Source organism: Streptococcus sp. SM5, from assembly GCF_027497975.1.
On sequence record NZ_JAJNSC010000007.1, the window covers coordinates 1 to 25,486 of the forward strand.

Annotated in this window: 25 protein-coding genes; 19 read left to right on the top strand and 6 right to left on the bottom strand. The window is 38.8% G+C overall.

Annotated elements, in window-relative coordinates; translation table 11 throughout:
• The 10 genes from PAN07_RS06660 to PAN07_RS06705 all read left to right on the top strand — a co-directional run.
• The coding region (locus PAN07_RS06660; protein ID WP_269797635.1) for an LPXTG cell wall anchor domain-containing protein at positions 1 to 125 on the top strand (125 nt) is incomplete at its 5' end.
• A gap of 211 nt (positions 126 to 336) precedes the next feature.
• Positions 337 to 3,276, top strand: a complete 2,940-nt coding sequence (locus PAN07_RS06665; RefSeq protein WP_269797518.1) for a YfhO family protein — start codon at positions 337 to 339, stop codon at positions 3,274 to 3,276.
• 178 nt (positions 3,277 to 3,454) lie between these two features.
• Positions 3,455 to 3,658 (top strand): helix-turn-helix transcriptional regulator, encoded by a 204-nt coding sequence (locus PAN07_RS06670; RefSeq protein WP_000916944.1) that lies wholly within the window; start codon positions 3,455 to 3,457, stop codon positions 3,656 to 3,658.
• Positions 3,658 to 3,861 carry a hypothetical protein gene (locus tag PAN07_RS06675; RefSeq protein WP_269797519.1) on the top strand — a complete coding sequence of 68 codons (204 nt, stop codon included), beginning with the start codon at positions 3,658 to 3,660 and terminating at the stop codon, positions 3,859 to 3,861. Before PAN07_RS06670 ends, PAN07_RS06675 begins: the two co-directional genes overlap by 1 nt.
• A complete protein-coding gene (locus PAN07_RS06680; RefSeq protein ID WP_269797520.1) occupies positions 3,858 to 4,208 on the top strand; it encodes a PspC domain-containing protein in 351 nt (116 codons plus the stop codon). Before PAN07_RS06675 ends, PAN07_RS06680 begins: the two co-directional genes overlap by 4 nt.
• Before the next feature lie 14 nt (positions 4,209 to 4,222).
• Positions 4,223 to 4,924: a DUF3169 family protein gene (locus PAN07_RS06685; RefSeq protein WP_269797521.1), complete on the top strand. Its 702-nt coding sequence runs from the start codon at positions 4,223 to 4,225 to the stop codon at positions 4,922 to 4,924.
• A gap of 9 nt (positions 4,925 to 4,933) precedes the next feature.
• Entirely contained in the window at positions 4,934 to 5,575 is a 642-nt protein-coding gene (locus PAN07_RS06690) for a type II CAAX endopeptidase family protein (RefSeq protein ID WP_269797522.1), read from the top strand.
• An 18-nt stretch (positions 5,576 to 5,593) separates the two neighbouring features.
• Positions 5,594 to 5,824 carry a hypothetical protein gene (locus tag PAN07_RS06695; protein ID WP_269797523.1) on the top strand — a complete coding sequence of 77 codons (231 nt, stop codon included), beginning with the start codon at positions 5,594 to 5,596 and terminating at the stop codon, positions 5,822 to 5,824.
• Between the two features lie 133 nt (positions 5,825 to 5,957).
• A complete protein-coding gene (gene aspS, locus PAN07_RS06700; RefSeq protein WP_269797524.1) occupies positions 5,958 to 7,721 on the top strand; it encodes an aspartate--tRNA ligase in 1,764 nt (587 codons plus the stop codon).
• Positions 7,699 to 8,640, top strand: a complete 942-nt coding sequence (locus PAN07_RS06705) for a YitT family protein (RefSeq protein ID WP_269797525.1) — start codon at positions 7,699 to 7,701, stop codon at positions 8,638 to 8,640. The genes aspS and PAN07_RS06705 overlap by 23 nt, the downstream gene beginning before the upstream one ends.
• A 63-nt stretch (positions 8,641 to 8,703) precedes the next feature.
• Here the strand turns inward: PAN07_RS06705 and PAN07_RS06710 are convergent, their stop codons facing one another.
• From PAN07_RS06710 to PAN07_RS06730, 5 genes are all read right to left on the bottom strand, one after another.
• Entirely contained in the window at positions 8,704 to 9,690 is a 987-nt protein-coding gene (locus tag PAN07_RS06710; protein WP_269797526.1) for a LacI family DNA-binding transcriptional regulator, read from the bottom strand.
• A 9-nt stretch (positions 9,691 to 9,699) separates the two neighbouring features.
• Positions 9,700 to 10,500, bottom strand: coding sequence for a DUF1189 domain-containing protein (locus tag PAN07_RS06715; protein WP_269797527.1), 801 nt, complete (start codon positions 10,498 to 10,500; stop codon positions 9,700 to 9,702).
• Between the two features lie 211 nt (positions 10,501 to 10,711).
• Positions 10,712 to 11,554: a sugar ABC transporter permease gene (locus PAN07_RS06720; RefSeq protein WP_269797528.1), complete on the bottom strand. Its 843-nt coding sequence runs from the start codon at positions 11,552 to 11,554 to the stop codon at positions 10,712 to 10,714.
• A gap of 1 nt (position 11,555) precedes the next feature.
• A complete protein-coding gene (locus tag PAN07_RS06725) occupies positions 11,556 to 12,848 on the bottom strand; it encodes a sugar ABC transporter permease (RefSeq protein WP_269797529.1) in 1,293 nt (430 codons plus the stop codon).
• A gap of 113 nt (positions 12,849 to 12,961) precedes the next feature.
• The gene (locus PAN07_RS06730) at positions 12,962 to 14,233 is read right to left on the bottom strand and encodes an extracellular solute-binding protein (RefSeq protein WP_269797530.1); all 1,272 of its coding nucleotides are present in this window, start codon (positions 14,231 to 14,233) and stop codon (positions 12,962 to 12,964) included.
• Between the two features lie 381 nt (positions 14,234 to 14,614).
• Here PAN07_RS06730 and malQ point away from each other — a divergent pair, with 381 nt between their 5' ends.
• The 7 genes from malQ to PAN07_RS17445 all read left to right on the top strand — a co-directional run bounded on the left by malQ (position 14,615) and on the right by PAN07_RS17445 (position 22,028).
• The gene (gene malQ / locus PAN07_RS06735) at positions 14,615 to 16,168 is read left to right on the top strand and encodes a 4-alpha-glucanotransferase (RefSeq protein WP_269797531.1); all 1,554 of its coding nucleotides are present in this window, start codon (positions 14,615 to 14,617) and stop codon (positions 16,166 to 16,168) included.
• Between the two features lie 24 nt (positions 16,169 to 16,192).
• Positions 16,193 to 18,451: a glycogen/starch/alpha-glucan family phosphorylase gene (gene glgP / locus PAN07_RS06740; RefSeq protein ID WP_269797532.1), complete on the top strand. Its 2,259-nt coding sequence runs from the start codon at positions 16,193 to 16,195 to the stop codon at positions 18,449 to 18,451.
• A 298-nt stretch (positions 18,452 to 18,749) separates the two neighbouring features.
• Positions 18,750 to 19,646: an XRE family transcriptional regulator gene (locus PAN07_RS06745; RefSeq protein WP_269797533.1), complete on the top strand. Its 897-nt coding sequence runs from the start codon at positions 18,750 to 18,752 to the stop codon at positions 19,644 to 19,646.
• Positions 19,647 to 19,807: 161 nt separating this feature from the next.
• On the top strand, positions 19,808 to 20,029 hold the full coding sequence (locus PAN07_RS06750; RefSeq protein WP_033679542.1) for a hypothetical protein: 222 nt from the start codon (positions 19,808 to 19,810) through the stop codon (positions 20,027 to 20,029).
• A 41-nt stretch (positions 20,030 to 20,070) separates the two neighbouring features.
• Positions 20,071 to 20,895: an ABC transporter ATP-binding protein gene (locus tag PAN07_RS06755; protein ID WP_269797534.1), complete on the top strand. Its 825-nt coding sequence runs from the start codon at positions 20,071 to 20,073 to the stop codon at positions 20,893 to 20,895.
• On the top strand, positions 20,888 to 21,637 hold the full coding sequence (locus tag PAN07_RS06760; protein WP_269797535.1) for an ABC transporter permease: 750 nt from the start codon (positions 20,888 to 20,890) through the stop codon (positions 21,635 to 21,637). Before PAN07_RS06755 ends, PAN07_RS06760 begins: the two co-directional genes overlap by 8 nt.
• 184 nt (positions 21,638 to 21,821) lie before the next feature.
• Positions 21,822 to 22,028 (top strand): hypothetical protein, encoded by a 207-nt coding sequence (locus PAN07_RS17445; RefSeq protein WP_346658450.1) that lies wholly within the window; start codon positions 21,822 to 21,824, stop codon positions 22,026 to 22,028.
• Positions 22,029 to 22,136: 108 nt separating this feature from the next.
• Here PAN07_RS17445 and PAN07_RS06765 read toward each other — a convergent pair whose 3' ends face one another.
• Positions 22,137 to 22,985: a putative RNA methyltransferase gene (locus PAN07_RS06765; RefSeq protein ID WP_269797536.1), complete on the bottom strand. Its 849-nt coding sequence runs from the start codon at positions 22,983 to 22,985 to the stop codon at positions 22,137 to 22,139.
• 151 nt (positions 22,986 to 23,136) lie between these two features.
• Between PAN07_RS06765 and PAN07_RS06770 the strand changes: the two genes are divergently transcribed.
• Together PAN07_RS06770 and PAN07_RS06775 are read left to right on the top strand one after the other, a co-directional pair.
• Positions 23,137 to 23,415 (top strand): DUF6110 family protein, encoded by a 279-nt coding sequence (locus PAN07_RS06770; RefSeq protein ID WP_000910903.1) that lies wholly within the window; start codon positions 23,137 to 23,139, stop codon positions 23,413 to 23,415.
• A 1-nt stretch (position 23,416) separates the two neighbouring features.
• On the top strand, positions 23,417 to 25,477 hold the full coding sequence (locus PAN07_RS06775) for a heavy metal translocating P-type ATPase (protein ID WP_269797537.1): 2,061 nt from the start codon (positions 23,417 to 23,419) through the stop codon (positions 25,475 to 25,477).
• Positions 25,478 to 25,486 lie beyond the last annotated feature (9 nt).

Sequence of the window (25,486 nt, forward strand, 5' to 3'; positions counted from 1 at the left end):
CAACTACAACAGAAGAAGGACCAAGTCTTCCATTTACTGGTGAGGCTACAAGCCTAGTACTTGTATTGGCAGGTGTGGTAATCTTGTCAGGTACTGTAGTTATGAAACGTAAATTTACTAAATAATATTAGATAAGTTACATTAGAGAGGAGAGAGCATTGCTCTCTCCTTTTTTAAATGTTAAAATGATGGAGTAGATAGATACCGTTTCTGTCCCTTTCAAGGAAGAAGACCATCTATTACGAAGTTACAAAGCCAACTTTACAATACTATCTAACATGGCTGGTAGCCATTAGCAAACAGAAGTTGGCTAAAAACATAGAGGAGAAATCAATAATGGAAAATTGGTTGACACATTGGCAGAAATTAAAGGAAAAATATCCTAGGGGAGTCCTTTATGTCTTTAGTGCCTTGCTACCGATGATAATCATGCTGGTGGTATGGTTTTTCATGGGTAGTTATCCTTTTGGAAATAAAAGTTTAATGGCCGTTGACTTTGATCAGCAGTACATTAGTTTTTATGGGTTACTAAAGAATGCCATTCTATCTGGTGATTTAAGTAGTCTTTCATATTCTTTTACTAAATCTATCGGTGGGGATATGATTGGAGTATTGGGCTACTATTTGATGAGCCCTTTCAATCTTATTTACGTTCTTCTGCCTTTAAAATACATAGGATTGTCTGTTTTTCTAACAATCTGGCTCAGATATGGAGCCTTTGGACTTTCCTTTGCTCATCTCCTTATTAAACGTTATAAGGGTGCAGAGTCAAAACGATGGATGGTTCCCTTGTTTGCGACAGCTTATGCCCTGTCTGGCATGTTGGTATCCTACCAGATGAATGTCATCTTTTATGATGCTATGATTATGCTTCCCCTCGTCATCCTATATTTAGAGCAGTTATTAGATGGCAAAGCAGCCTATCCTTATGCCTTTGTACTCGGTCTGACGATCTTCCTTCAATTTTACATGGGCTATATGATATCACTATTTGTCGTCTTGTATGCCTGCTACTATCTTTCACCGCGTCTTTCTATCGAGGGGACTTGGAAAGTAAAACTCAAACATTACGTCCAACCCTTATGGGATGTCTTTCTCTACTCGGTTTTAGGAGCTGCAGCAGCTTCTGTCTTATTTGTTCCAGTATTTTTCAACTTGATTGACAGTAAGGGACAAGCAGGAGGAGCCATGACATTTTCCATGGCCTTTCAGATTAATCCCTTAGACATTCTATCCAAACTAACTATCGGGGGCTTTGATGCGCAATCGGGATGGGCAGCTGGACCAAACCTACCAAATATCTATATTGGAGCTCTTGGATTTATCGGCTTTATCTTGTACTTTACATCAAGAAAGATCGTCAAAGAAAGAAGATGGGCTGCGGGAGTAGTGACTCTTATCTTCTTTACCTCATTTGTAAATGAATTTGTTAGTAAGATTTGGCATATGGGCCAAAATCCTGCTGGATTCTTCTTCCGTTTCTCATGGCTATTCTCTTTCTTCATGATACTTCTAGCCTATCAAGCATTGAAAGAGCAATTTAAAATCTCACGCCGTGGGAAATTAGTATCAGTTGTAGCTCTAGTTTTATCGGCAATCTACCTCTATACTAAAGACTTTACCTATCTGCCAAAGAAACAACCTGAGGCTCTAACTCTGTTTATCAATAGCCATTTTATTGCCATTGTGATACTGATTGTATCAGCTACAGCTACAGGATTTTATCTATACTGGGAACGCTCTGCTAAGTCCCAGAAAGAAAAGGAAAGGGTATTGGTGATTGCGGCTGGATCTGTGGTGGTATTGCTGTTATTGCTTCAAACAGGTTATCTCTTTACTCGTGTAGTCTTAACTCTACTCATTTACTTAGCTGTACTGGTCTTGTTACGTCCACGAATGATTCGCTTAGCTGTTATCTTGTTATCAACTCTGACAGTATTTGAGCTAGGATACAATGCCTATCTATCACAAGTGACCTTTAGTTATGCAAATGTTGATAAATTTGTTGATGGAACTATCTCAGTTAAACGAGTGACGGATAAAATCCAAGAAAATGCAGATGAACCTTTCTATAGAATTGCAACGACCTTTGCCTATTCTCGAACAACTCCATCTCTTATCGGCTATCCAGGCTTAAGTACTTTTAGTTCGAGTCTGGAGAGGTCCACTATGAATCACTTTGCTTATATGGGTGATCAAGGGGTCAATGCAGCAACTGAATACGAAAATGGAACTCCTCTGACGGATGCCTTATATGGAATTCGCTATTACATGGATATGAAGGATATCAATCAGGAGGAGAAAGAGAACCATCCTGATAGAATGTACTTCTACCGTTTTGCCAGTCGTTTTGACATGAATCGTTACTTTACAGAGAAAGTCTATGAAGATGAACGATATCGTGTTTATAAAAATCCTAATTCATTCCCGATTGCTTTTGGAGTAAATGAATTGGTTACAAATTTACAGCTTGACTTCAATAATGCTGTTAAAAACCAAAATAACATTCTCAACTCTATGGAGGGCATCCAAAAAGAGCAGGAAAATTTTGTTGAATACTTTAAACCTATAGCCTTTAACGCAATTGATACTGAAAATCTGGTAGCAGAAGATGTGAATAAAGACAAGGGGATAGCAGTCTATAAACGTGAGGATTCGAGTATGGAAGCAATCGTTCGCTACCACATAACTCCTCAAACAGATTTGACCTATTACTTCTTTGCGCCTGATTCTCTCAACTCTGAGATTGATTATTCAATCTTGTTAAATGGGCAATGGTTTACCCATTCCAAGAAGAATATGCAACGTCAACTGTGGCAGATTGCTGATAATTCGGCAGGAGAAGAAACTGTCTTAGAGTTTCGTTTTAGGTCAGATAAGGTAGACCTTTCACATGTAGGACTTTATCGTTTAGATGTTGATCAAATCCAGAAAGTCCTAGAAAAGAGAAAAGCTCAAGGCCTACAAGTTGAGAAGTTTTCAAATACTCATATCGTTGGTTCAGTTGATATCACCGATGATAGTCAGTTTATGCTGACTTCAATTCCCTATAGTGCTGGTTGGAAAGTAAAAGTAGATGGAAAAGATGTTCCGACAGCAAAAACTTGGAATAGTCTCTTGTCCTTTCCAATTACTTCTGGGCAACATAAAGTTGAATTTGTATTCTCGCAAAAAGGGACCTTGCTTGGACTTATGCTAAGCTTGATAAGTATCACAATTTTATACATAGATAGAAAATATTATCAAAAGAAAGCCAAGCTTACCTCTCAAGATTAAAAAACGGAAGAAGGACGATTTTCTTCAAGCTTAGCTAAAAACATGGTCAGGATACCATTCCTGACCTTTTTCTTTTGCAAAATGACAAAAATCTTAAACTTTTTGACAAATATACTTGTCAAAAATAAAAAGATGTGTTACAATGAAATCAAGATAAAGAACAAAGGAGAAAAAAGACATGCTAAAAAATCGTCTAAAAGAGCTTCGGGCTCGCGATGGCCTGAATCAAACAGAGCTGGCCAAACTAGCTGGCGTGTCCAGGCAGACCATCAGCTTGCTTGAGCGAGATGAGTACACGCCATCCATCGTCATTGCCCTGAAGATTGCTCAGATATTCCATGAGCCAGTCGAGTCAGTCTTTCGCTTAGAGGAGGATGAGTGATGAACAAGTATAAAGTGATTTATTATCTATCTATAGTTGTGTTTATCGTAAATCTTTTGGCTATGATTGGAAGCCTATTTGGTTGGTTTACAATTGTTGAAAGTAAATATCTCTTCTGGATTAACATAGTTTTACTATTAGTCTTTAGATGGGTAGAGAAAAAAATAAAGTTTAAAGAGCTCGTAAAAGGAGAAAAGTTATGAAAGAATTTTTAGCAGGTTTTCAAGTCGATACTGAGAACAAAGCACTTGCAGGTGTTTGTGCAGGTTTAGGAAATTATTTTAACATTCAAGCCAATATCATTCGTTTGGTGACAGTCTTGTTGTTTCTCTCTTCTACAGAGGTTGGTATTTTAACAGTTACAGCCTATGCTTATCTAGCAGGTTGGCTTGGCAATGACCCCTTGGGGGATGGAGCAAAAAAAGCTAGAAACCAAGCTATTCTCTTACTTGCTGTTTGTTTGCTTTTGGTGTCACTTGGAACAGAAGGTTTGACCGCTGTTTTTGAATCAGGTAAAGCCTTTGGTCAGTGGTTGTCTGGCTTGTTTTAGAAAGAGGTTGAAATATGGAAAAGAAACAAATCATTTTTGCCCTGAAGATTATTATTGCAGGATTTTTATTAGGAATATTTGCTGGTTTCCTTGGTGTTAACCCTTTAGGTATCAGTCAAGAGCAAGTAATCATTGCCTCGTACTCAATTTTTCTTGGTCTAGGGCTGGTTACGGTGATTCTAACCTTTTATTTCACTAGAAAAAGTCATCAGGCTTATCAGAATTATCAAAGAGAGGAAGAGGATGAAGGAAATGAGCAAGACTACCTTGCTACGTATCGCTTCTTAGATTATGCTACAGTAGCTTGGAATGTTTGCCAAATTAGTATGCTTTCCTGCCTACTGATAGATTTGGGAGGTTTAGGCCCATCAGCAGCATCCTTACTTTTGATAGTTTTAGGTATCTGGGCGGGTGCTTACTGTCTAAAAATCACCAGCAAGATTCGTAACTACAAACTTTCTGTTATGGCGACTCCAAAGGAAGTTTTGGACTACCTTGACACTTATGATGAGGGAGAAAAACAGGCTGAGATGGAAGAAGCTTACTTGATCTTATTCAAGGTCAATCAGCTCCTCATTCCCGGTATCTATGTTGTCTTAGTAATCCTATCCGTAGTATTAGGACAAGTACAGTTGGTTGCTCTGCTTGTGGCAGTCGTCATCCATTTGTATACTAATGTCGCACAGTTGCGTAAAACAAAACGTTATTTTAAATAGGAGAATCTTATGAAAACACTTAAAAATATTGGCTGGTTTGCTCTTGCCTTCTTATCGTTCCTTATTGTCTATAGTTTTATTCAGGGTGTAGGTTTAGCTGCCTTGATAATGGGAGCACCTGACTACGTTGCTGTCCCTGTTTATGTCATATTAGCAGGAATCTTCACCTTCTTTACCTACAAGTGGTATAAGACAGGAACTGTTACGATTGAAAAAACAGCCCTCAACAAATATATCTGGTTGCCTGCCTTGGTATGGGTCCTTGTCATTATTGTAGAAAACTTTTTACCAAATGATCCGTCATTTAATCAACAGGCTGTAGATAAATTGGCTCAGGATCAACCTCTCTTCACATTCTTCATGGCTGTCGTCTTTGCACCTCTGACAGAAGAGTTAACTTTTAGAGGGATGTTAGCCCGCTATGTCTTCCCTCAACAGGATAACATCAAGCAGACAGCTCTCTTTCTTCTTGTAAGTACTGTACTTTTTGCACTTGTTCATTTCCCTACTACTCCACAACAATTCCTAGTCTATAGTGCCCTTGGTCTTAGTATGGGCTTGGCTTATATCAGCAAGGGTGGTCTGGCTTATAGTATGGGATTGCATGCCTTGAATAATTTAATTTCATTTGTCATGATAATGATGCTATAATAGACTCAGGAGGAAGTCATGAAACGAGTACTATTATCAGCAGTGATACAGGCTGTGGTCATCTTCTTTATCATCGGGGGACTTACCTATGTTTTTAAAGGGGACTTCTTTTATAAAAACATAGCAGTTGCTCTTGCACCTATCGCGGGCTTTATGCGATTTGCGACAGCCTATGCAACAGAACTTTTCCTGTCAAAGCAGGAGGCGGAGCTGGCTAAAAAAGGTAAAAAAGAAAGAAAAACCAACTAAGAATGAATCCAGTAAAATGATTTACTGGATTTTTTTATTTAGATGAGGATTCTAGCAAACTTTTCTGTTGATTTTCATGAAGACCTAGCGCTTTTATGGTAAAATAGTAACAGAATATAAGAGGAGAGAAGAAATGAAACGTAGTATGTATGCTGGTCGTGTTCGTGAGGAGCACATCGGACAAGAAATTACCTTGAAAGGCTGGGTTGCTCGCCGTCGTGACTTGGGTGGCTTGATCTTCATCGACCTGCGTGACCGTGAAGGAATCATGCAGTTGGTTATCAATCCTGAGAAGGTTTCTGCAGAGGTGATGGCAACGGCTGAAAGCCTTCGTAGTGAATTTGTCATCGAGGTGACTGGTCAAGTTGCAGCACGTGAGCAAGCAAATGACAAATTGGCGACTGGAGCGGTTGAACTGAATGTTACAGCACTTACTGTTCTTAATACAGCCAAAACAACACCATTTGAAATCAAGGATGGCATTGAAGCAAACGATGATACGCGTCTACGTTACCGTTACCTTGACCTTCGTCGTCCAGAGATGCTAGAAAATCTTAAACTTCGTGCCAAGGTGACTCACTCTATCCGCAACTACTTGGATGAGTTGGAATTTATCGATGTGGAAACGCCATTCCTTTCTAAGTCAACACCAGAAGGGGCGCGTGACTATTTGGTGCCTTCTCGTGTCAATAAAGGGCATTTTTACGCACTTCCTCAAAGTCCGCAGATTACAAAACAGTTGTTAATGAATGCGGGATTTGACCGTTACTACCAAATCGTCAAATGTTTCCGTGACGAGGACTTGCGTGGTGACCGTCAGCCTGAATTTACTCAAGTCGACTTGGAAACGTCATTCCTTACTGAGCAAGAAATCCAAGACATCACAGAAGGTTTGATTGCGCGCGTGATGAAGGAAACAAAAGGAATCGAAGTAACTCTTCCATTCCCTCGTATGAAGTACGATAATGCTATGGCCCTTTATGGTTCTGACAAACCTGATACTCGTTTTGAGATGTTGCTTCAGGACTTGACAGATCTTGTCAAGGGAGTAGATTTCAAAGTCTTCTCAGAAGCTCCTGCAGTTAAAGCCATTGTGGTCAAAGGTGCTGCAGATAACTACTCACGTAAAGACATCGACAAGATGACCGAAGTAGCCAAACAGTATGGTGCCAAAGGTCTTGCTTGGGTTAAGGTTGTTGACGGTGAATTAAACGGACCAGTTGCTAAGTTTTTGACTGCCATTCAAGGCGATTTGACAAGCGCGCTTGGTCTTGAAGATAAGGACTTGGTTCTCTTTGTAGCTGACACGCTTGATGTTGCAAATGCAACACTTGGTGCCCTTCGTGGACGTATTGCCAAAGAGCTTGGCTTGATTGATAACGACAAATTTAACTTCCTCTGGGTAGTTGACTGGCCAATGTTTGAATGGTCAGAAGAAGAGGGGCGCTATATGAGTGCCCACCATCCATTTACGCTTCCTCAGGCAGATACTGCCCATGAATTGGAAGGTGATTTGGCTAAGGTTCGTGCTATTGCCTATGACATCGTCTTGAACGGTTATGAGCTTGGTGGTGGTAGTCTTCGTATCAACCAAAAAGAACTTCAAGAACGTATGTTCAAGGCTCTTGGATTCTCAGCAGAAGAAGCAAATGACCAGTTTGGTTTCCTTTTGGAAGCCATGGACTATGGATTCCCACCACACGGTGGCTTGGCTATCGGGCTTGATCGCTTTGTAATGCTCTTAGCAGGCGAAGAAAACATCCGTGAAGTCATTGCCTTTCCAAAGAACAACAAAGCAACTGACCCAATGACCCAAGCACCATCAACAGTAGCTCTTAAACAACTAGAAGAACTTAATCTACAAGTAGAACAAGATGAAACAAACGAAACAAACTAAGAAGTGGCACTATTATTTGCGTCGCTTTGCTCATCGCGTAAAAATCTTAGGTATCTTACAAGGTATCTCTCGAGAAAAGTACGATGAAAAAATCTCAGCTTCTCTGATATATGGTTTTTTATCAGCTGTAGCCGTCAATTTCTTCTTCCAACCAGGACATGTCTACTCTAGTGGTGCGACTGGTTTGGCGCAAATCATCTCAACACTGAGCAAATACTGGTTTGGCTTTCATTTGCCAATCTCTGTAGCTTTCTATTGTATCAATATTCCCTTAATGATTTTGGCTTGGCGTCAAATTGGCCGGAAGTTTACCATTTTTACCTTTATTACGGTATCTATGAGTTCACTCTTTATCCAGTTTGTGCCAGTGGTAACTCTAACGGAGGATCCCATTATCAATGCTCTATTTGGGGGAGTGGTCATGGGGCTGGGAATCGGGTTTGCTTTACGCCATAACATTTCCAGTGGTGGAACGGATATTGTCAGTCTCACTATTCGTAAGAAAACAGGGAAAAACGTCGGTAGCATTTCCTTCTTAGTCAACGGAACTATTATGTTGATTGCAGGTTTGACCTTCGGTTGGAAATATGCCCTCTACTCTATGATTACCATTTTCGTATCAAGTCGTGTCACAGATGCAGTCTTCACCAAGCAGAAAAAGATGCAGGCGACGATTGTAACCAGCAATCCCGATGCCGTGATTGAAAAAATCCATAATAAATTGCATCGTGGAGCAACGATCATTCATGATGCAGAAGGAACTTATAACCACGAGCGCAAAGCTGTTTTGATTACAGTCATCACTCGTGCTGAGTTTAATGACTTTAAACTCATCATGAAACAAGTAGATCCCTCAGCCTTTGTGTCCGTATCAGAAAATGTTCATATCCTCGGACGATTTGTAGAAACCGAAAACTAATACTTTCTGTAGCAAATATAAAAAAACCAACTCTGAATCTAGTTCATCAAGAGTTGGTTCTTTTTATTTTTCAACGATTTTGTGGGCAATCAATTGGCGGTAACAAATTTGTTTGTTGTTTTTAGCATCATTGATGATCTGGAGAATAGTTTCAAAGGAAACACGACCAAGCTCCAAACTATTGATATCGACATAGGCCGCCAAGTTGAGCTTGGGATTGACTGAGTCGAAGCTGAGGACAGGGACATCCAGTTGGTGTTTTGCGATGTAATCACAGACCCCTGCAGCAAGGAGACTATCAATGGTAATAATAGCGTCAATATTTGGATTGTTTTTGAAGAGAAGTCTACTAAAGCGATAACCATTATCTTCAAGAAATTCAGTAGCAAAGTAAGTCAGATTAGTATCGAGAGGAAGTTGGTGTTGTTTTAGAGCTAGTTCGTAACCTGTCAAGCGGTCCTTGGTAACGAATAGTTTCTTGGTACCGCCGATAAAGGCAATACGTGAACACCCTTTTTTAATGAAATATTCTGTCGCATCAAAACCAGCTTGAACATTATCATTATCAACAAGTGGTATGAAAGGCGAAAGTGACTTTCCTAGAATGAGGAAAGGGAATTGTTCTTCAACAACTAGATTGACCAAAGGGTCATTTTCTTGTGCATAGAGAAAGATAAGTCCATCCACACGTTTTCCATAGACCATTTGGGAAATGGCATTTAAACGCTCCTTTTCGTCCTTTCCAGTTGCGATTTGAATGGCATAATGGTTTTCTGAAGCCACTTGTGCAATTCCTCTAAGGACTGAAGGAAAGAAAGGATTTTGATAAAAGGCGTCTGAATCGTCTGGAAGTACCAATCCTATAACTTGTGAATAGCTGCTAACGAGACTTCGAGCGTTAAGATTAGGATGGTAGTTAAGATCCTTCATAGCTTTTCGTACTCGTTTTTTGGTTTGATCGCTAATGGTTGATTTATTTTGAATAACACGGGTTACGGTTGAGGGCGAAACGCCTGCAGCCTTGGCCACGTCTTTAATCGTAACTGGCATAAGAATCTCCTACTTATGAAAGTCTGGGTCACGGAAATGTGTTTTGTAAAAGATAGTGACTAGATATAAAACAAAGAAAATATTTTGAACAGTAATCAAGGTCGTCATGTTTTGACCTAAGAGACCTAAAATCATCGCTATCAAGGTTGGTACTCCCAAACAGTTCAATATAAAATGATAGCATTCTTTATAGGTCTTAAATGAAAAGAGACGAGATTTTTTCGTAAAGTAAAGTAAGAGGCTAGAACCTAATGCAACAATGAAAAAATTGAGCCCAAATAGGAAGCCAGCACCTATTACGAGAAAGAGACTAATATAAACACGATTTTGTTGATACCAATCTTTAGAAATAGCTTGAGTCAAGCTTTCCTTGCTGTTGAAACTTTCAGTCGTAATGGCTTGATAGTGGATGTTTGTCAGCTCTTTTCCTTGTTTACTGATAAGGAGACTGTCCTCTCCAAAGTGAAGGAGTAACTCTTCAGGAAAATTTGAGCTGAAGGCACCACCGATTTGGACGGAAGCATGACTAGAGTTTGTGCCAGTATAGTTTAGCTTACCGTCTACAATTTGAGCATTTGTAGCTAAATCGTCGATAACACTATCTGTAAGAGGTGAGTATACATCATCAATAAAAGTCTCTAAGGGATAGGTCTCTTGTGAGCTGTTTTGAATAGCGATAGGCACCATAGATAAGCTAATCAAGAAAATACTGGTAAAGATTAATTGAAACCAATTAAGACCGAACCGTTGAGATAGGGGCTTACGAAATCCCCAGATACTGTTAAAATAAGAAAATGGATAGGGTAACATAAATTTCTTTCTAAAGCATTTTTCTATGGATTATTATATAAAGAAATGCATTTCATTTCAAGTAGAGTTGTCAGAATACTTGTTAGAGGTAAATTTTTCATATAATTCATCTACTAAAAGCAAACATAGTCCCCCTACATTCTCTTTTCTCACAAAATTATCTAGTTTAGCAGTAGTCCCAAAACGAAAAAGAGTGGCGGGGGGGGGGATATTACCCCTTCTCGCCACCACTTGTAAGTCCTGAAACAAAGTTCTTTTGTAGGAAGAAGAAGAGAATACAAATTGGAAGGGCGATGAGGATAGCGCCTGCTGAGAAGTAGGCAATCTTCATGTTTTTCGCGTTGTTAACGAAGGTTTGGAGACCGACGGCAACAGTGAAGTATTCTTTCTCACGAAGTAAGAAACTAGAGAGGATATAGTCCCCGAAAGGTCCCATGAAGGCCCAGAGAGCTTGTACGGCGATCATTGGGCGAACAAGAGGAAGAACAATTTGCCAGAAACGGCGGAAGTGTCCTGCACCATCTAGTTTTGCAGATTCGTCTAGGGACATTGGTACTGTATCAAAGTAACCTTTCATGAGCCAAGCATTCATCGGGATACCTCCACCAACGTAGAGGAAGATGAGGAACCAGCTTTGGTTAAGGGCGTTCAACATAAGCGCCATAACGAAGAAGGCTGTCAAAGCGGCCATAGTAGGTACCATTTGAATAATCAAGAAGAATACCAAACTTTGTTTACGTGCCAAGAAATTGTAGCGGCTATAGGCATAACCCGCTAGTACGATGATACTTGTTTGAACGACCATGGTAATCAAGGCGATGATCAAAGTATTTAGATACCAAGTACCATATAAAGTTTCAGAGAAGAGTCCCTGGAAGTTAGCAAAACTAAAGTCAACGTTACTATCTAGTTTAAAGGCTACTACGTTACCAGTCTTGAAGGCCGACATAATCGTAATCAAAAGAGGATAGATAATGACGATTGAAAGGCCAACCAAGTAGAGGTAAGTCAAAGTTTGAGTCAGTCTACGTTTGAGTTTAATTGAATTATTCATCTTAGACGTCCTCCATATCAAATGCGTGTAGTTTCTTGAATGCAACCATAGAGATAGAGATGACAATGATAGAGATAATCAAGGTAACAGCTGCCGCCATTGAGTATTGTGGAGATGTACCTGTTGTCAAACGGTAAATCCATGAGATCAAGATATCTGTAGAACCAGCTCCACCTCCGACACTACCAGGTCCTCCAGCGTTGAAGAGGTACATGATAGAGAAGTTGTTAAAGTTGAAGGTGTATTGACTGATCAATGTAGGCGCCGCAACAGCCAAAATCATTGGGAAAGTGATGTTACGGAATTTTTGCCAAGCATTAGCACCGTCAATATAAGCTGCTTCATACAAGTCGTTAGGAATAGACTGTAAGATACCCAAGGTCAAAACGTAGATGTATGGGAATCCAAGCCAACCTTGCATCATAATTAAAGCAATCTTAGTCCAAGTTGGGTCTGTTTTCCAAGGGATAAGTGCTCCATCGAGGAATGGAAGGAACTTAGCCAAAATCGGTAATACTTGAGTGTTAATAGCTCCGACACTATCGTTAAACATATTTGAGAAAGTTAAGATAGTGATGAAGGCTGGGACAGCCCAAGGAAGAAGGAAAATAACACCGAAAATACGTTTTCCTTTGATAAACGGTTGGTTAGCAATAATAGCTGTAAAGATACCAATAACAATCTGCAAAGTAGATGCAGATAGAGCCCAGATGATAGTCCAAGAAAGAACTGCACCAAAGGCTGAACGGAAGGTACTTAAGCTCCAGATATTTGTAAAGTTAGTCAATCCAACCCAATCCAAGAGTTTATTTGGTGGCAAGTGTTGGAAGTCGTAGTTTGTAAAGGCAATCATCAATGTTACGATAACAGGGAAGATGATGGCAAATGTCATAGCTACGTAAGATGGAATGATTAAAAGATAAGGGAATCCATTCTCATAGATACCTTTAATCATTTCGTTTAATGTCCGTGGGACTGGAATACCATTGTTAATTTGTTTTGCAATAGTGTGAGCGTCTTTAATATTGAGAATATAAAAGGCTAGATAAACAATTACAAAAATAGAGTGGAATGCACCACGAATCAACATGAAGAGAGAGTTGTCACGACCAGGTTTGTCACCAAGCGTGATCAAGTTGCTCAATTCAGGCGCTGCAAGCGATAGGAAATAAAGGACAAATACGATAGTTACACCAAGGAAAATGAATCCTTTGACTTTTTGTTTATTGTAGATTTGTCCTAACCCAGGAATGATAGACAGCAAGGCTGCTTTACTAGGTTGTTGTTTTTCCATAATTACTCCTTTCATATGATACTGGTTTCCTTATGGAAAGATAAATTATATAGGTTAAAATTGATAAAATCAAAGGGGGATTTTGACTACCCCCCCCCTTTGAACAAATTTAATTATTCACCAAATTTTTGTTTGATAGTTTCTTTGATCAATGTTACAGCATCATCTGCAGCTGTTTTAGCATCTTTCTTGCCACTTACAGCGTCAAAGAGCATATTTGCAGCTGGTTCCCAAACTGCTGACATTTGTGAGATGTTTGGCATTGGTTGAGCGTTCTTGAACTGTTTGATAACAGCTGTTGTCAACTCATCGTTTTTGCCTTCAGCGTATGCACGTGCTTCAGTGTTAGCTGGGATTTCGTTAGTTGCTTCGTAGAATGCTTTTTGTTGTTCAGTTGATACAAGGTAGTCTACAAATTTTTGTGCGCCTTCAAGATTCTTAGTGCTTGATGGGATGATCCAAGCTTTACCACCACCGAATGCTGAGTATTCTTTTCCGTTTGGAAGAGTTGGGATAGTAGCAACACCGTAGTTTACTTTAGCATCTTTGAATGCTTGAGCTTTCCAAGGACCATCGATGATAGCAGCTGTTTTACCTTCTTGGAATGAAGTTTGGATTAAGTTTCCAGCAGCTGTTCCATCTTGCATACCTTTAGGCCATTTTTCGTACCAAGATTTAGCGTAGTTGATACCTGCGATTGCACCTTCGTTAGCAAGACCGATATCTTTAGGATTTTTACCGTTGTCACCAAATACGTAAGCTCCATTACCAGAAAGAAGTCCGTATGCGTAGTAGAAGTTAGTCCAGTCAGCTAGGAAAGCAGAAGTTTTTCCTTCTTCTCCAGCGAAAGCGTATTTGCTATCTTTAGCAAGTTCTTCTAATTCAGCGAAAGTTTTTGGAGCTTCTTTGAGCAAGTCTTTGTTGTAGTACATAACAAGTGACTCGATAACGGCTGGAGCACCGTAAACTTTACCGTCAGATGCTGTTACAAGAGATTTAGTAGTATCGTCTGTTTTAGCACCGTCGCTTAGTTTAACTTCTGAAAGTTGTCCGTCAGTACCAAGGCTACCTACACGGTCGTATGGAGCCATCATAACGTCAGCAGCTTGACCTGATTGGTTGTCAAGTGAAAGTTTGTCAAGTCCGCCAAGTTGGTCACCAGATTTGATGTTAACTTTTGTTCCTGATTCTTTTTCATAAGCAGCAGCAACTTTCTCAGCGTAAGCTTTATATTGGTCTTCAACGTAGAAAGTGATTTCTTTTGCTTCAGATGAGCTAGTATCAGCAGCTTTATCAGCAGTTTTGCTTCCACAAGCTACCAAAAGTAAGCTAGCAAGAGTAGCAGTTCCAAGCACAGCAGCGCTCTTCATGAATTTAGATGACATAGTGTATTCCTCCTAAAGAATAACAAATTTTATAGTCTAGGAAACGCAAACGTTTTCCCTTATGACCTTAGTATAGCACAAACGGAAAACGGTTGCAAGCGTTTTTTTAAAAAAAGTAAAAAAAGTTACAATCTCAACATCTTTGATTGGAATTATATAATAAGAAGAAAGTTCACGATTTATAAACTTTATTCTAAAAAACAAAGAATAGGGAAACGATTGCATCAAAATAAGCCGAAGGAAAATCATTTTAAAAATTAAAATATAGGGAATTTCAAAATTTAACCAGAAAAAAGTTGGAAAAAGTTTTTTTACAAACGCTTGCATTTATTTTAAAAATGGGTTATACTTGAGTTAGCGCAAACGTTTGCGCATATAAATATGAAACTCTTAACTACAAACACGCGAGGTGCTATTATGAAAAAACGTCAAAGTGGTGTGTTGATGCACATCTCATCTCTTCCTGGAGCTTACGGGATTGGATCGTTTGGTAAAAGTGCGTACGACTTTGTTGATTTCTTAGTTCGTACAAAACAACGTTACTGGCAAATCCTTCCATTAGGAACAACTAGTTACGGTGATTCTCCTTACCAATCATTCTCAGCTTTTGCAGGGAATACTCACTTTATCGATCTTGATATCTTGGTTGAGCAAGGTTTACTAGATGCTAGTGATCTTGAAGGGATTGACTTTGGTAGCAACCCAGAAGAAGTAGACTACGCGAAGATTTATTATGCGCGTCGTCCTCTTCTTGAAAAAGCAGTTAAACGTTTCTTTGAAATCGGAGATGTTCATTCATTTGAAGAATTTGCTCAAGAAAATCAAGCTTGGCTTGAACTCTTTGCTGAGTATATGGCTATCAAGGAACACTTCGATAACCTAGCTTGGACAGAATGGCCTGATGCGGCAGTCCGTACTCGCCAAGCTGAAGCTCTTGCGCATTATCGCAATGAGTTGGCAGACAAGTTGGTTTACCACCGCGTAACCCAATACCTTTTCTTCCAACAATGGTTGAAATTGAAAGCATATGCTAATGAGAATCACATTGAAATCGTTGGTGATATGCCTATCTATGTAGCGGAAGATTCAAGCGACATGTGGGCGAATCCTCATCTTTTCAAGACAGATGAAAACGGGAAAGCGACTTGTATCGCAGGTTGTCCACCAGATGAGTTTTCTGAGACTGGTCAGCTTTGGGGGAACCCAATCTATGACTGGGAAGCTATGGACCGTGATGGATATAAATGGTGGATTGAACGCTTGCGCGAAAGCTTTAAAATTTATGACATCGTTCGTATTGACCACTTCCGTGGATTTGAATCATACTGGGAAATCCCAGCTGGTTCAGAAACTGCAGCGCCTGGCAAATGGGTGAAAGGTCCAGACTACAAACTCTTTGCAGCTGTTAAGGAAGAACTCGGTGACTTGAACATCATCGCAGAAGACCTTGGATTTATGACTGATGAAGTTATCGAGCTTCGTGAGCGTACTGGATTCCCAGGAATGAAGGTTCTTCAATTTGCCTTCAACCCAGAGCACGAAAGTATTGACAGCCCACACTTAGCACCAGCTAACTCTGTTATGTACACAGGAACACATGATAACAACACTGTTCTTGGTTGGTACCGTAATGAAATTGACGACCCAACTCGTGAGTACATGGCACGCTATACAAACCGCAAGGAATACGAAACAGTTGTACATGCAATGCTTCGTACAGCCTTCTCATCAGTAAGCTTCATGGCTATCGCAACTATGCAAGACTTACTTGAATTGGATGGTTCAGCTCGTATGAACTTCCCATCTACCCTTGGTGGAAACTGGTCATGGCGTATGACAGAAGATCAATTGACACCAGCAGTCGAGGAAAACTTACTTGACTTGACTACAATTTATCGCCGAATCAATGAAAATTTGGTAGAATTAAAGAAATAAGACATTATCAGGAGACACTTTAACATGTTACCATTACAAGAATTTGTACAAAAGCGTTACAATAAATCTATCGCAGAATGTAGTAACGAAGAGCTTTACCTTGCTCTTCTTAACTACAGCAAAATTGCTAGCAGTCAAAAACCAGTCAACACTGGTAAGAAAAAAGTTTACTACATCTCAGCTGAGTTCTTGATTGGTAAACTCTTGTCAAACAACTTGATTAACCTTGGTCTTTATGACGAAGTTAAAAAAGAACTTGCTGATGCAGGTAAAGAGTTGATCGAAATTGAAGAAGTAGAATTGGAACCATCTCTTGGTAACGGTGGTTTGGGACGTTTGGCAGCCTGCTTTATCGACTCAATCGCTACACTTGGTTTGAATGGTGACGGTGTTGGTTTGAACTACCACTTTGGTCTTTTCCAACAAGTTCTTAAAAACAACCAACAAGAAACTATTCCTAACGCTTGGTTGACTGACCAAAACTGGTTGGTTCGTTCAAGCCGTAGCTACCAAGTGCCATTTGCACACTTTACATTGACATCTACTCTTTACGATATCGATGTACCTGGATACAAAACAGCTACTAAAAACCGCTTGCGTTTGTTTGACTTGGATTCAGTTGATTCGTCTATCATTAAAGAAGGTATCAACTTTGACAAGACAGACATCGCTCGTAACTTGACTCTTTTCCTTTACCCAGATGATAGTGACCGTCAAGGTGAATTGCTCCGTATCTTCCAACAATACTTCATGGTTTCAAACGGTGCGCAATTAATCATCGATGAAGCAATCGAAAAAGGAAGCAACTTGCATGACCTTGCTGACTACGCAGTTGTACAAATCAACGATACTCACCCATCAATGGTGATTCCTGAATTGATCCGTCTTTTGACTGAACGTGGTATCGAACTTGATGAAGCAATTTCTATCGTTCGTAGCATGACTGCCTACACAAACCACACAATCCTTGCTGAAGCCCTTGAAAAATGGCCTCTTGAATTCTTGGAAGAAGTGGTTCCTCACTTGGTACCAATCATCAAAGAATTGGACCGTCGTGTTAAAGCAGAATACAAAGACCCAGCTGTTCAAATCATCGATGAGAGCGGACGTGTTCATATGGCTCACATGGATATCCACTACGGATACAGCGTAAACGGGGTTGCGGCTCTTCACACTGAAATCTTGAAGAACTCAGAGTTGAAAGCTTTCTACGACATTTACCCAGAAAAATTCAACAACAAAACAAACGGTATTACTTTCCGTCGTTGGCTCATGCATGCTAACCCACGCTTGTCTCACTACTTGGATGAAATTATTGGACGTGGTTGGCACCATGAAGCGGATGAACTTGAAAAACTCCTGTCTTACGAAGATAAAGCAGCTCTTAAAGCAAAACTTGAAGAAATCAAGGCTCACAACAAACGTAAATTGGCTCGTCACTTGAAAGAGCACCAAGGTGTGGAAATCAATACAAACTCTATCTTTGATATCCAAATCAAACGTCTTCACGAGTATAAACGCCAACAAATGAACGCTTTGTATGTGATCCACAAATATCTTGACATCAAGGCAGGTAATATCCCTGCTCGTCCAATCACAGTATTCTTTGGTGGTAAAGCAGCTCCTGCCTACACTATCGCTCAAGACATCATCCACTTGATCCTTTGCTTGTCAGAAGTGATTGCCAATGACCCAGCAGTAGCGCCACACTTGCAAGTTGTAATGGTTGAAAACTACAACGTTACTGCAGCAAGCTTCTTGATTCCAGCATGTGATATCTCAGAACAAATCTCACTTGCTTCTAAAGAAGCTTCAGGTACTGGTAACATGAAATTCATGTTGAACGGAGCTTTGACTCTTGGTACTATGGACGGGGCTAACGTGGAAATCGCTGAGTTGGTTGGAGACGAAAACATCTACATCTTTGGTGAAGACTCAGAAACTGTTATCGACCTTTACGCAAAATCAGCATACAAATCAAGCGAATTCTACGCCCGTGAAGCTATCAAACCATTGGTTGACTTCATCGTCAGCGACGCTGTTCTTGCAGTTGGTAACAAAGAACGTTTGTCTCGCCTTCACAACGAGTTGATCAACAAAGACTGGTTCATGACTCTTCTTGACTTGGAAGACTACATCAAAGTGAAAGAGCAAATGCTTGCTGACTACGAAGACCGTGACGCATGGTTGGATAAAGTCATCGTCAACATTGCTAAAGCAGGATTCTTCTCATCTGACCGTACAATCGCTCAGTATAACGAAGATATCTGGCACTTGAACTAATACTCTTCGAAAATCAAATTCAAACCGCGTCAACGTCGCCTTGCCGTACTCAAGTACAGCCTGCGGCTAGTTTCCTAGTTTGCTCTTTGATTTTCATTGAGTATAAGATACGAAATTTTATAGTTATTACACTATCTAGCAAAAAAGCGAGTTTCAATTGAAATTCGCTTTTTTATTTGAACAATTTATAGTAGAAATAGTATAGATAATCACTAATATAAAGAATCATTTTTAAAATAAAATATGTTAAAATAAATACATATAATTAGTTTATACCTAATATTTACAGAGGGATGATATGAAAAATTTAGAGATTGGGAAACGAATTCGTACATTACGGACTGAAAAAGGATTGAGTAGGGAAGCCTTTTGTGGAGATGAAAAGCATCTTACTGTTCGTCAATTAGGAAGAATTGAAACAGGCAATAACCTCCCCAGTTTATCTAAATTGGACTATATAGCAAAAGTATTGGGACTTCCGATATCTCAGTTAATTGATGAAGGCTTGCTAATCGTTCCTAAAGAGTATTTAAAGCTAAAAACAAAGTTAATTCGTCAATCTATTCACGGAGATGAAGAAAAAGTTCGTCAACGTGAGGCTATCTTTGAAGAAATTCAAGAACGTTTTTATGACCAACTTCCTGAGGATGAACAAGTAGCAGTTGAAGTTCTACAAGCCATTGATGATGTATATGTGTCCGAAAATGCTGAATTTGGAGAAGGTTTGATCGAGGAATACTTTGAGCAAACAATGCTGCGAACAGAATATTCGACAAATGATCTACTACTATTGTACTTGTATTTTTTATCTTTAGCGGTTAATGCAGAACGAGATGAAATAACTTTAAAAAAAGTTTGTCTAAATATTGTATCTCAAACAAATTATGATGATACAAACTATATTCACTTGCTTCAAAGGGTGCTAATAGGTTTAGTACTTTATCAGCTTGACATCGATTATCATGAATTTATACCTGAAATATTGAGCATTTTAAGAGAAATTATGATTGACATCGGAGATACTAGTTTAAAACCAACTGTAGACTTCATTGAAGCAAAATATTACTTATACGGAGAAAAAGATAAAGAAAAAGCCCTGCAATACTATGAAAAAGCTATCAATGGGGCAGAATTTTTGAATGACATGAATTTTAAAAATCGAGTGATAGAAGAAAAAAATAAGGACTTTCCATAATTTCAATTTAAAAACAGGACATAAATGTCAGTGGACATAAATGTCCTGTTTTTTTACTCTCGTAAGGTATATACTGTTAGTGTAAATAAGTTAAGAAGAAGAGCGCAATGCTAGAAACATTTCTATTTAACGGGATGTAGATTAGCAGGCGGGAGAAAAATATGGTAAAAACAATTGACTATTATATGGATGAAAAGTTTGTCAAGAAGGACTATCTGATTATCAAAAATAGTCTAGATAGCAGACGCCTATGTAAAGTAACACTTGATGAGAAGCTACTAAAGTTAGTTCTCTTGCTTCCAAATGAAATGAGAGAAATCAAAATGGACTCCAATTTAAAGCCTAGAATTAGAGTTGTTGACATAACCGATGGGAGTGAGTGAAGTTTCTAAAATAGAAATTAAAATTAGAAAGAGGTAATAAAATGATTAAGGTAGAAAGAGTTATAAAGCGATTTGGAAATAATATTGCTTTAAATCAAATTAGTTTTTCAATAAACGAAGGAGAAATTTTTGGATTTCTAGGTCCATCTGGTTCAGGGAAGACAACAATGATCAATATTCTGACAGGACAGCTACAGGCTAACAGCGGAAAGACAGAATTATTAGGGAAAGATTCTCAAAAATTACTTCCGTCAGATTTTGAAGAGTTAGGTTTAGTAGGTGACACAAGTGGTTATTACGAAAAATTAAGTTTGTACAATAACTTGTTGCTATTTGCAGGACTATACGGAGTTTCAAAATCTCGAATTGAAGAAATTCTAAAACAAGTTGGTCTGTATGATAGTAAAGACACTCCAGCTGAGAAACTTTCTACAGGAATGCGTCAACGAATGCTTTTAGCTCGTGCTTTAATCAATTATCCTAAAGTTCTATTTTTAGATGAACCTACAAGTGGGTTAGATCCCACCACCTCAAAGAAGATTCACAAATTACTACAGGAGTTAAAGGAAAGAGGAACAACCATTTTCTTAACTACTCATGATATGAATGAGGCGACTTTATTATGTGATAACCTAGCTCTTTTGAATAAAGGTGATCTTATTGAAAAAGGAAGCCCAAGCGAAATTATCCAAAAATACAACACGGAAAAAAAGGTTGCAGTAACCTATAGTGACTCTACTAAAAAAGTAGTGCGATTCGAAGACTTGCAGCAAGAAGATTATAAAAAAATGATGACGATTCACTCATGTGAACCAACTTTAGAAGATATTTTTATTAAATTGACAGGAGAAAAATTAGATGTTTAAGAGAATTTTAGCCCTTATTTGGTTGAGGACACAAGTATTATTAACAAACAAAAACACTTTGGTACAGGTAGTATTCCCATTCTTTCTTGTTCTACTCTTCCAAAATTTTATGAATACAGATGGCACTCAAGGGAAAACACTATTGTTTAGTTCTTTAACAATGGCATTCTCATTTTCTTCTGGGTCAATGATTTCAAACTCTATTGCAGAGGAAAAAGAAAAAAGAATTTTTAAAACACTCATTTTGAGCGGAGTTTGCCGTGGAGAATATCTTGTTTCCGTGTTGTTTTATCCTGTAATCTTTGCCTTGGCTTCAGTTATTTCCTTCCCTATTATGGTTGAAGTGGATTTCGCAAAAGATTATCCTGTATACCTTGTAGTAGCTTCTCTGGTAGCATTATGTACAATCCTCTTAAATCTAGTGATTGGAGCTATTTCAGAGACACAAACGCAGGCTCAGGTTTATGGTTTGATTCCAATGCTTGGTCTTTCATTCTTACCGATGTTTTCTCAAGTTAGCTCAGAGGTTAAGAAATTTATGGATACAACCTTCTTAGGAGTTTATGTAGATTTCTTTAATAAACCAGATTTCAAGTTGGATTTTGACAGTTTAGGGATCACTTTTGCTTGGGTTGTAGCATTACTTGCCCTTAGTTATTGGGGTTTAAAAAATAAAAATAGAGTACAGTTTGGGAAATTAACAATCGCTAAACTTCATAAACTAACTTTTTTTAAAGCTTAGTGTTCAGTCCCCATAACCTATTCTTATGGATGGGGTATAGCGTAAGACAAAAAACCAGCACTTAACAATGCTGGTTTTCACTACATTTAAGCCTCGGAACTTACTTAGAAATCACCTCAAATTTCTTAGACTCGTTTACAAACAGTATTATAATAGTAATGTGGTAAAGAAAGAGGGTGTTTTTATGTGGAAAAAATATTTTTCAAAATATAAATGGACTGATTTGTTTTGGATTCTTTTTGTAATTTGGTCATGCCTTTATATGGGCAATAGCACTTCCTTTCCACTGACTCATCAAGAAATCTCTTTTCATGGATGTTGTTATGGGGCAACACTTGCCTTATATCACTTGCTATTTATTGATAAATTTGTCATTTCGAATCGAAAATAAATGGAGAGGTCATAATTTTTTATACTTTTCGGAAAGACAGTGAAAAATCGTGTTTTAAACCCGCATCTCAAGAAGAGGTGCGGGCTTTGTAGTATCTCAAAAATTTATTTACAGTGCTTTCCCAACCAGAATCTCTGCTTCGATGGTAATCTTCGTTAATTGACTCCAGTCAATCTTGCTTTGGTCGACATGAAAGAGCAGGGGCGTCATACTGAGAAGGGCTTGGCGTTGCTCAGCTGTGATGGATTTGGTCAGGGAAGCAATCTGGCTAGACTGGATGCTGAAATATTCTTGGAAATGTTCCTTGATATCTTGGTTGGAATAGTCCTTCTTTATTAGTTGCTCCTGTACCATTTGGCGGATTTCTTTAAGGTGATTTTCGGTAGGAACGACCTTAATTAAGATACCGTTTTGAGATAAAACGCGTCGAAATTCACCATAGTTAGCAGGGGAAAAGATATCAAGCAGGATATCCATGCTAGCGTCTTTTATAGGAAGACGAGCCAGGTCGCCAACAAACCAATTGACTGCCCAGTTAGGTTCACTTTTAGCAGCGATTTGGATCGAGTCTTTTGAAATATCAAAGGCATAGAAGGTCTTATCAGAGTGACTTTCTTGGAGTTTACGAGAGTAGAAGCCCTCGCCACAACCGATGTCCAAGACAGTTTTTGCAGATGATTTAGTCGCTAGTATGTCTGAGATGCCTTCTAAGATAGCCTGATAAAAGCCAGCTTCTAGGATTTGCTGGCGATTTTGAAAGTTTTCCTTGTCGTAGTTGGCCGATTGCTTGATTTGTGGTGCTAGATTGACATAGCCGAATTTTGCTAGGTCAAAAGAATGGCGGTTGCTACACTTGAGGCTAGTCTCAATAAAGGTCAGATTTTCTTGGCAGATAGGACAGGCAAAGGCAGTAGCAGAAGCAAAGCGCTGGAGTTTGGGTTTGAGGTTTGTATTCATAGTTTAAGTGTATCAAAAGAGGCAAATGAAAGCAACTTTAGGAATAAGTAGATGGGAGATTCAGTAGAAATGAAACTAATTCTCCAATTTATAGAATGAAATTGCTTTAATATCTAAATTGCTATATAATAATGATAAGGAGGAAATAAGTATGTTAAAAGAAGTATTAAGCGTCGCAAAAGTTGCGAAAAAATCATCACTCTTTTTGGGTGGTGTCGCATTTGGTACCCTTGGTTTGAAAATCTTGGCAAGTAAGGAAGCTAAAAAAGGTTATTCTAAAGCTTTGGCTAAGGCTTACAAGTTGAAAGATGAGCTAGATGCATCTGTTTCTGTTGTGAAGCAACATGGAGACGATGTCTTGCAAGATGCCAAATATTTGTACGAGCAAGAGAAAAAAGAAGAGCAATTAGATAGCCTTATAGGTGAATAATATGTCTTTTAAAGTGCTACATAAAGGATACCAACATATCCGACTATCATCTTCTTTTTCACTCACCTTGGATATTCAAGACTATCTTCGTTCCTTGGCGAGAGATGAAAAGGGGATTGAGTCTATCCAGTTTTACATGGATCAACAGCACTTTACTCTACGTATAAAAGAAGGCTTTTCTGTATTAGATAATGCAGAAGCCTTTTTAAAAAGAATTGATAAAGGAAAAGTTTCTGAGTTGATGACTCTTCCCATTCGTAGAGAAGAGAGTGCTTATTCTATTGTTTCAGGCGCAGCGATTAAGCGTATGATTTTTCGTAGTTTTGTGCCGTATCCTATTCGCTATATATGGACTTGTTATCAGGCTTTGGGTTATATCAGAGAAGCCTATCAAACACTAGCGCGTAAAGAACTAACGATGGAGGTCTTAGACTGTTCGGCGATTTTATTGTCCTTGTTTATGAACCAATCCAAGACAGCTAGCAATATCATGTTTATGCTTGATTTGGGGAATCGTTTAGATCAGTGGTCCTTGAAAAAAACTGCAACAGATTTAGAACAAAGCCTTCTTGCAAAAGAGAGCGACGTATTCTTAGTACAGGGGGATACGGTTGTTAGTATCAAGAGTTCCGATGTTCAAATAGGAGATGTCTTGATCTTATCTCAAGGAAATGAAATTCTGTTTGATGGACAAGTAGTTTCAGGTTTAGGTATGGTCAACGAAAGTTCCTTGACGGGAGAGAGTTTTCCAGTTGAAAAAAGAGAGTCTGATTTGGTTTGTGCAAATACAGTATTAGAAACTGGAGAGTTGCACATTCGTGTAACCGATAATCAGATGAACAGCCGTATTTTACAGCTGATTGAGTTGATGAAGAAATCTGAAGAAAACAAGAAAACGAAACAACGCTATTTCATCAAGATGGCGGATAAGGTCGTCAAATATAATTTCTTGGGGGCTGGGCTGACTTACCTATTGACAGGTTCTTTTTCTAAGGCTATTTCTTTCCTATTGGTCGATTTCTCCTGCGCTTTGAAAATCTCTACTCCTGTAGCTTATTTGACAGCTATCAAGGAGGGGTTGAACCGTGAAATGGTGATTAAGGATGGAGATGTTCTGGAGAAATACCTGGAAGTTGATACCTTCTTATTTGATAAGACTGGGACAATCACAACTAGCTATCCTATAGTTGAAAAGGTGTTACCTTTTGGAGATTATAGTGAGGAAGAAATCTTAAGAATCAGTGCCTGTCTTGAGGAACACATCTATCATCCTATCGCTAATGCCATCGTCAATCAAGCTGAGATAGAGGGGATTGAACATGAGGAAATGCATGGGAAACTCCAATATATCGCAAGTAAGGGGATCAAATCTCATATAGATGGGCAACCAGTTCTTATTGGGAATTATGTTTTGATGCAGGATGAGCAAATTCATATCAGTTCAGAACAAAATGCTTTAATTGAAGAGTACAAGAGTCACTACAATCTCTTATTCTTGGCTTATCAGAATGAATTGATTGGAATGTTCTGCATTCATACTCCTTTGAGAAAAGAAGCAAAAGCAGCCTTGGAGAAACTTAAGGCACAAGGGAAAAAATTGATTCTGGCAACAGGGGACACCTTGGTTAGAACAGAGGAATTAGTCAAAGATTTGCCCTTTGATCAGGTCTATACAGACTTGAAACCTGATGGAAAATTTGAGTTAGTAGAGGAACTGCAGAAAGCAGGTCACACTATTTTGATGGTTGGAGATGGCTTGAATGACTCAGCGGCTCTAACCCTATCAGATATTGGTGTGGTGATGAATGAGAGTGCAGATATTTCTAAGCAGATGAGCGATATCTTATTGTTAGATAATCGTTTGGATTTCTTCCAAGAGTTGGATTCGCTATCATCATCTTTGCAAACACTCATCAAGAAGAATATTCAAGATACCGTTGTCGTAAATAGTAGTTTGATTGGCTTTGGCTTGTTTAATTGGCTCAGTCCTTCAAATCTCTCTATCTTACATAATCTAACAACCTTACGTATTGTACTGCGTAGCCTGTCTATTAAGAGATAGGTGGGGGAC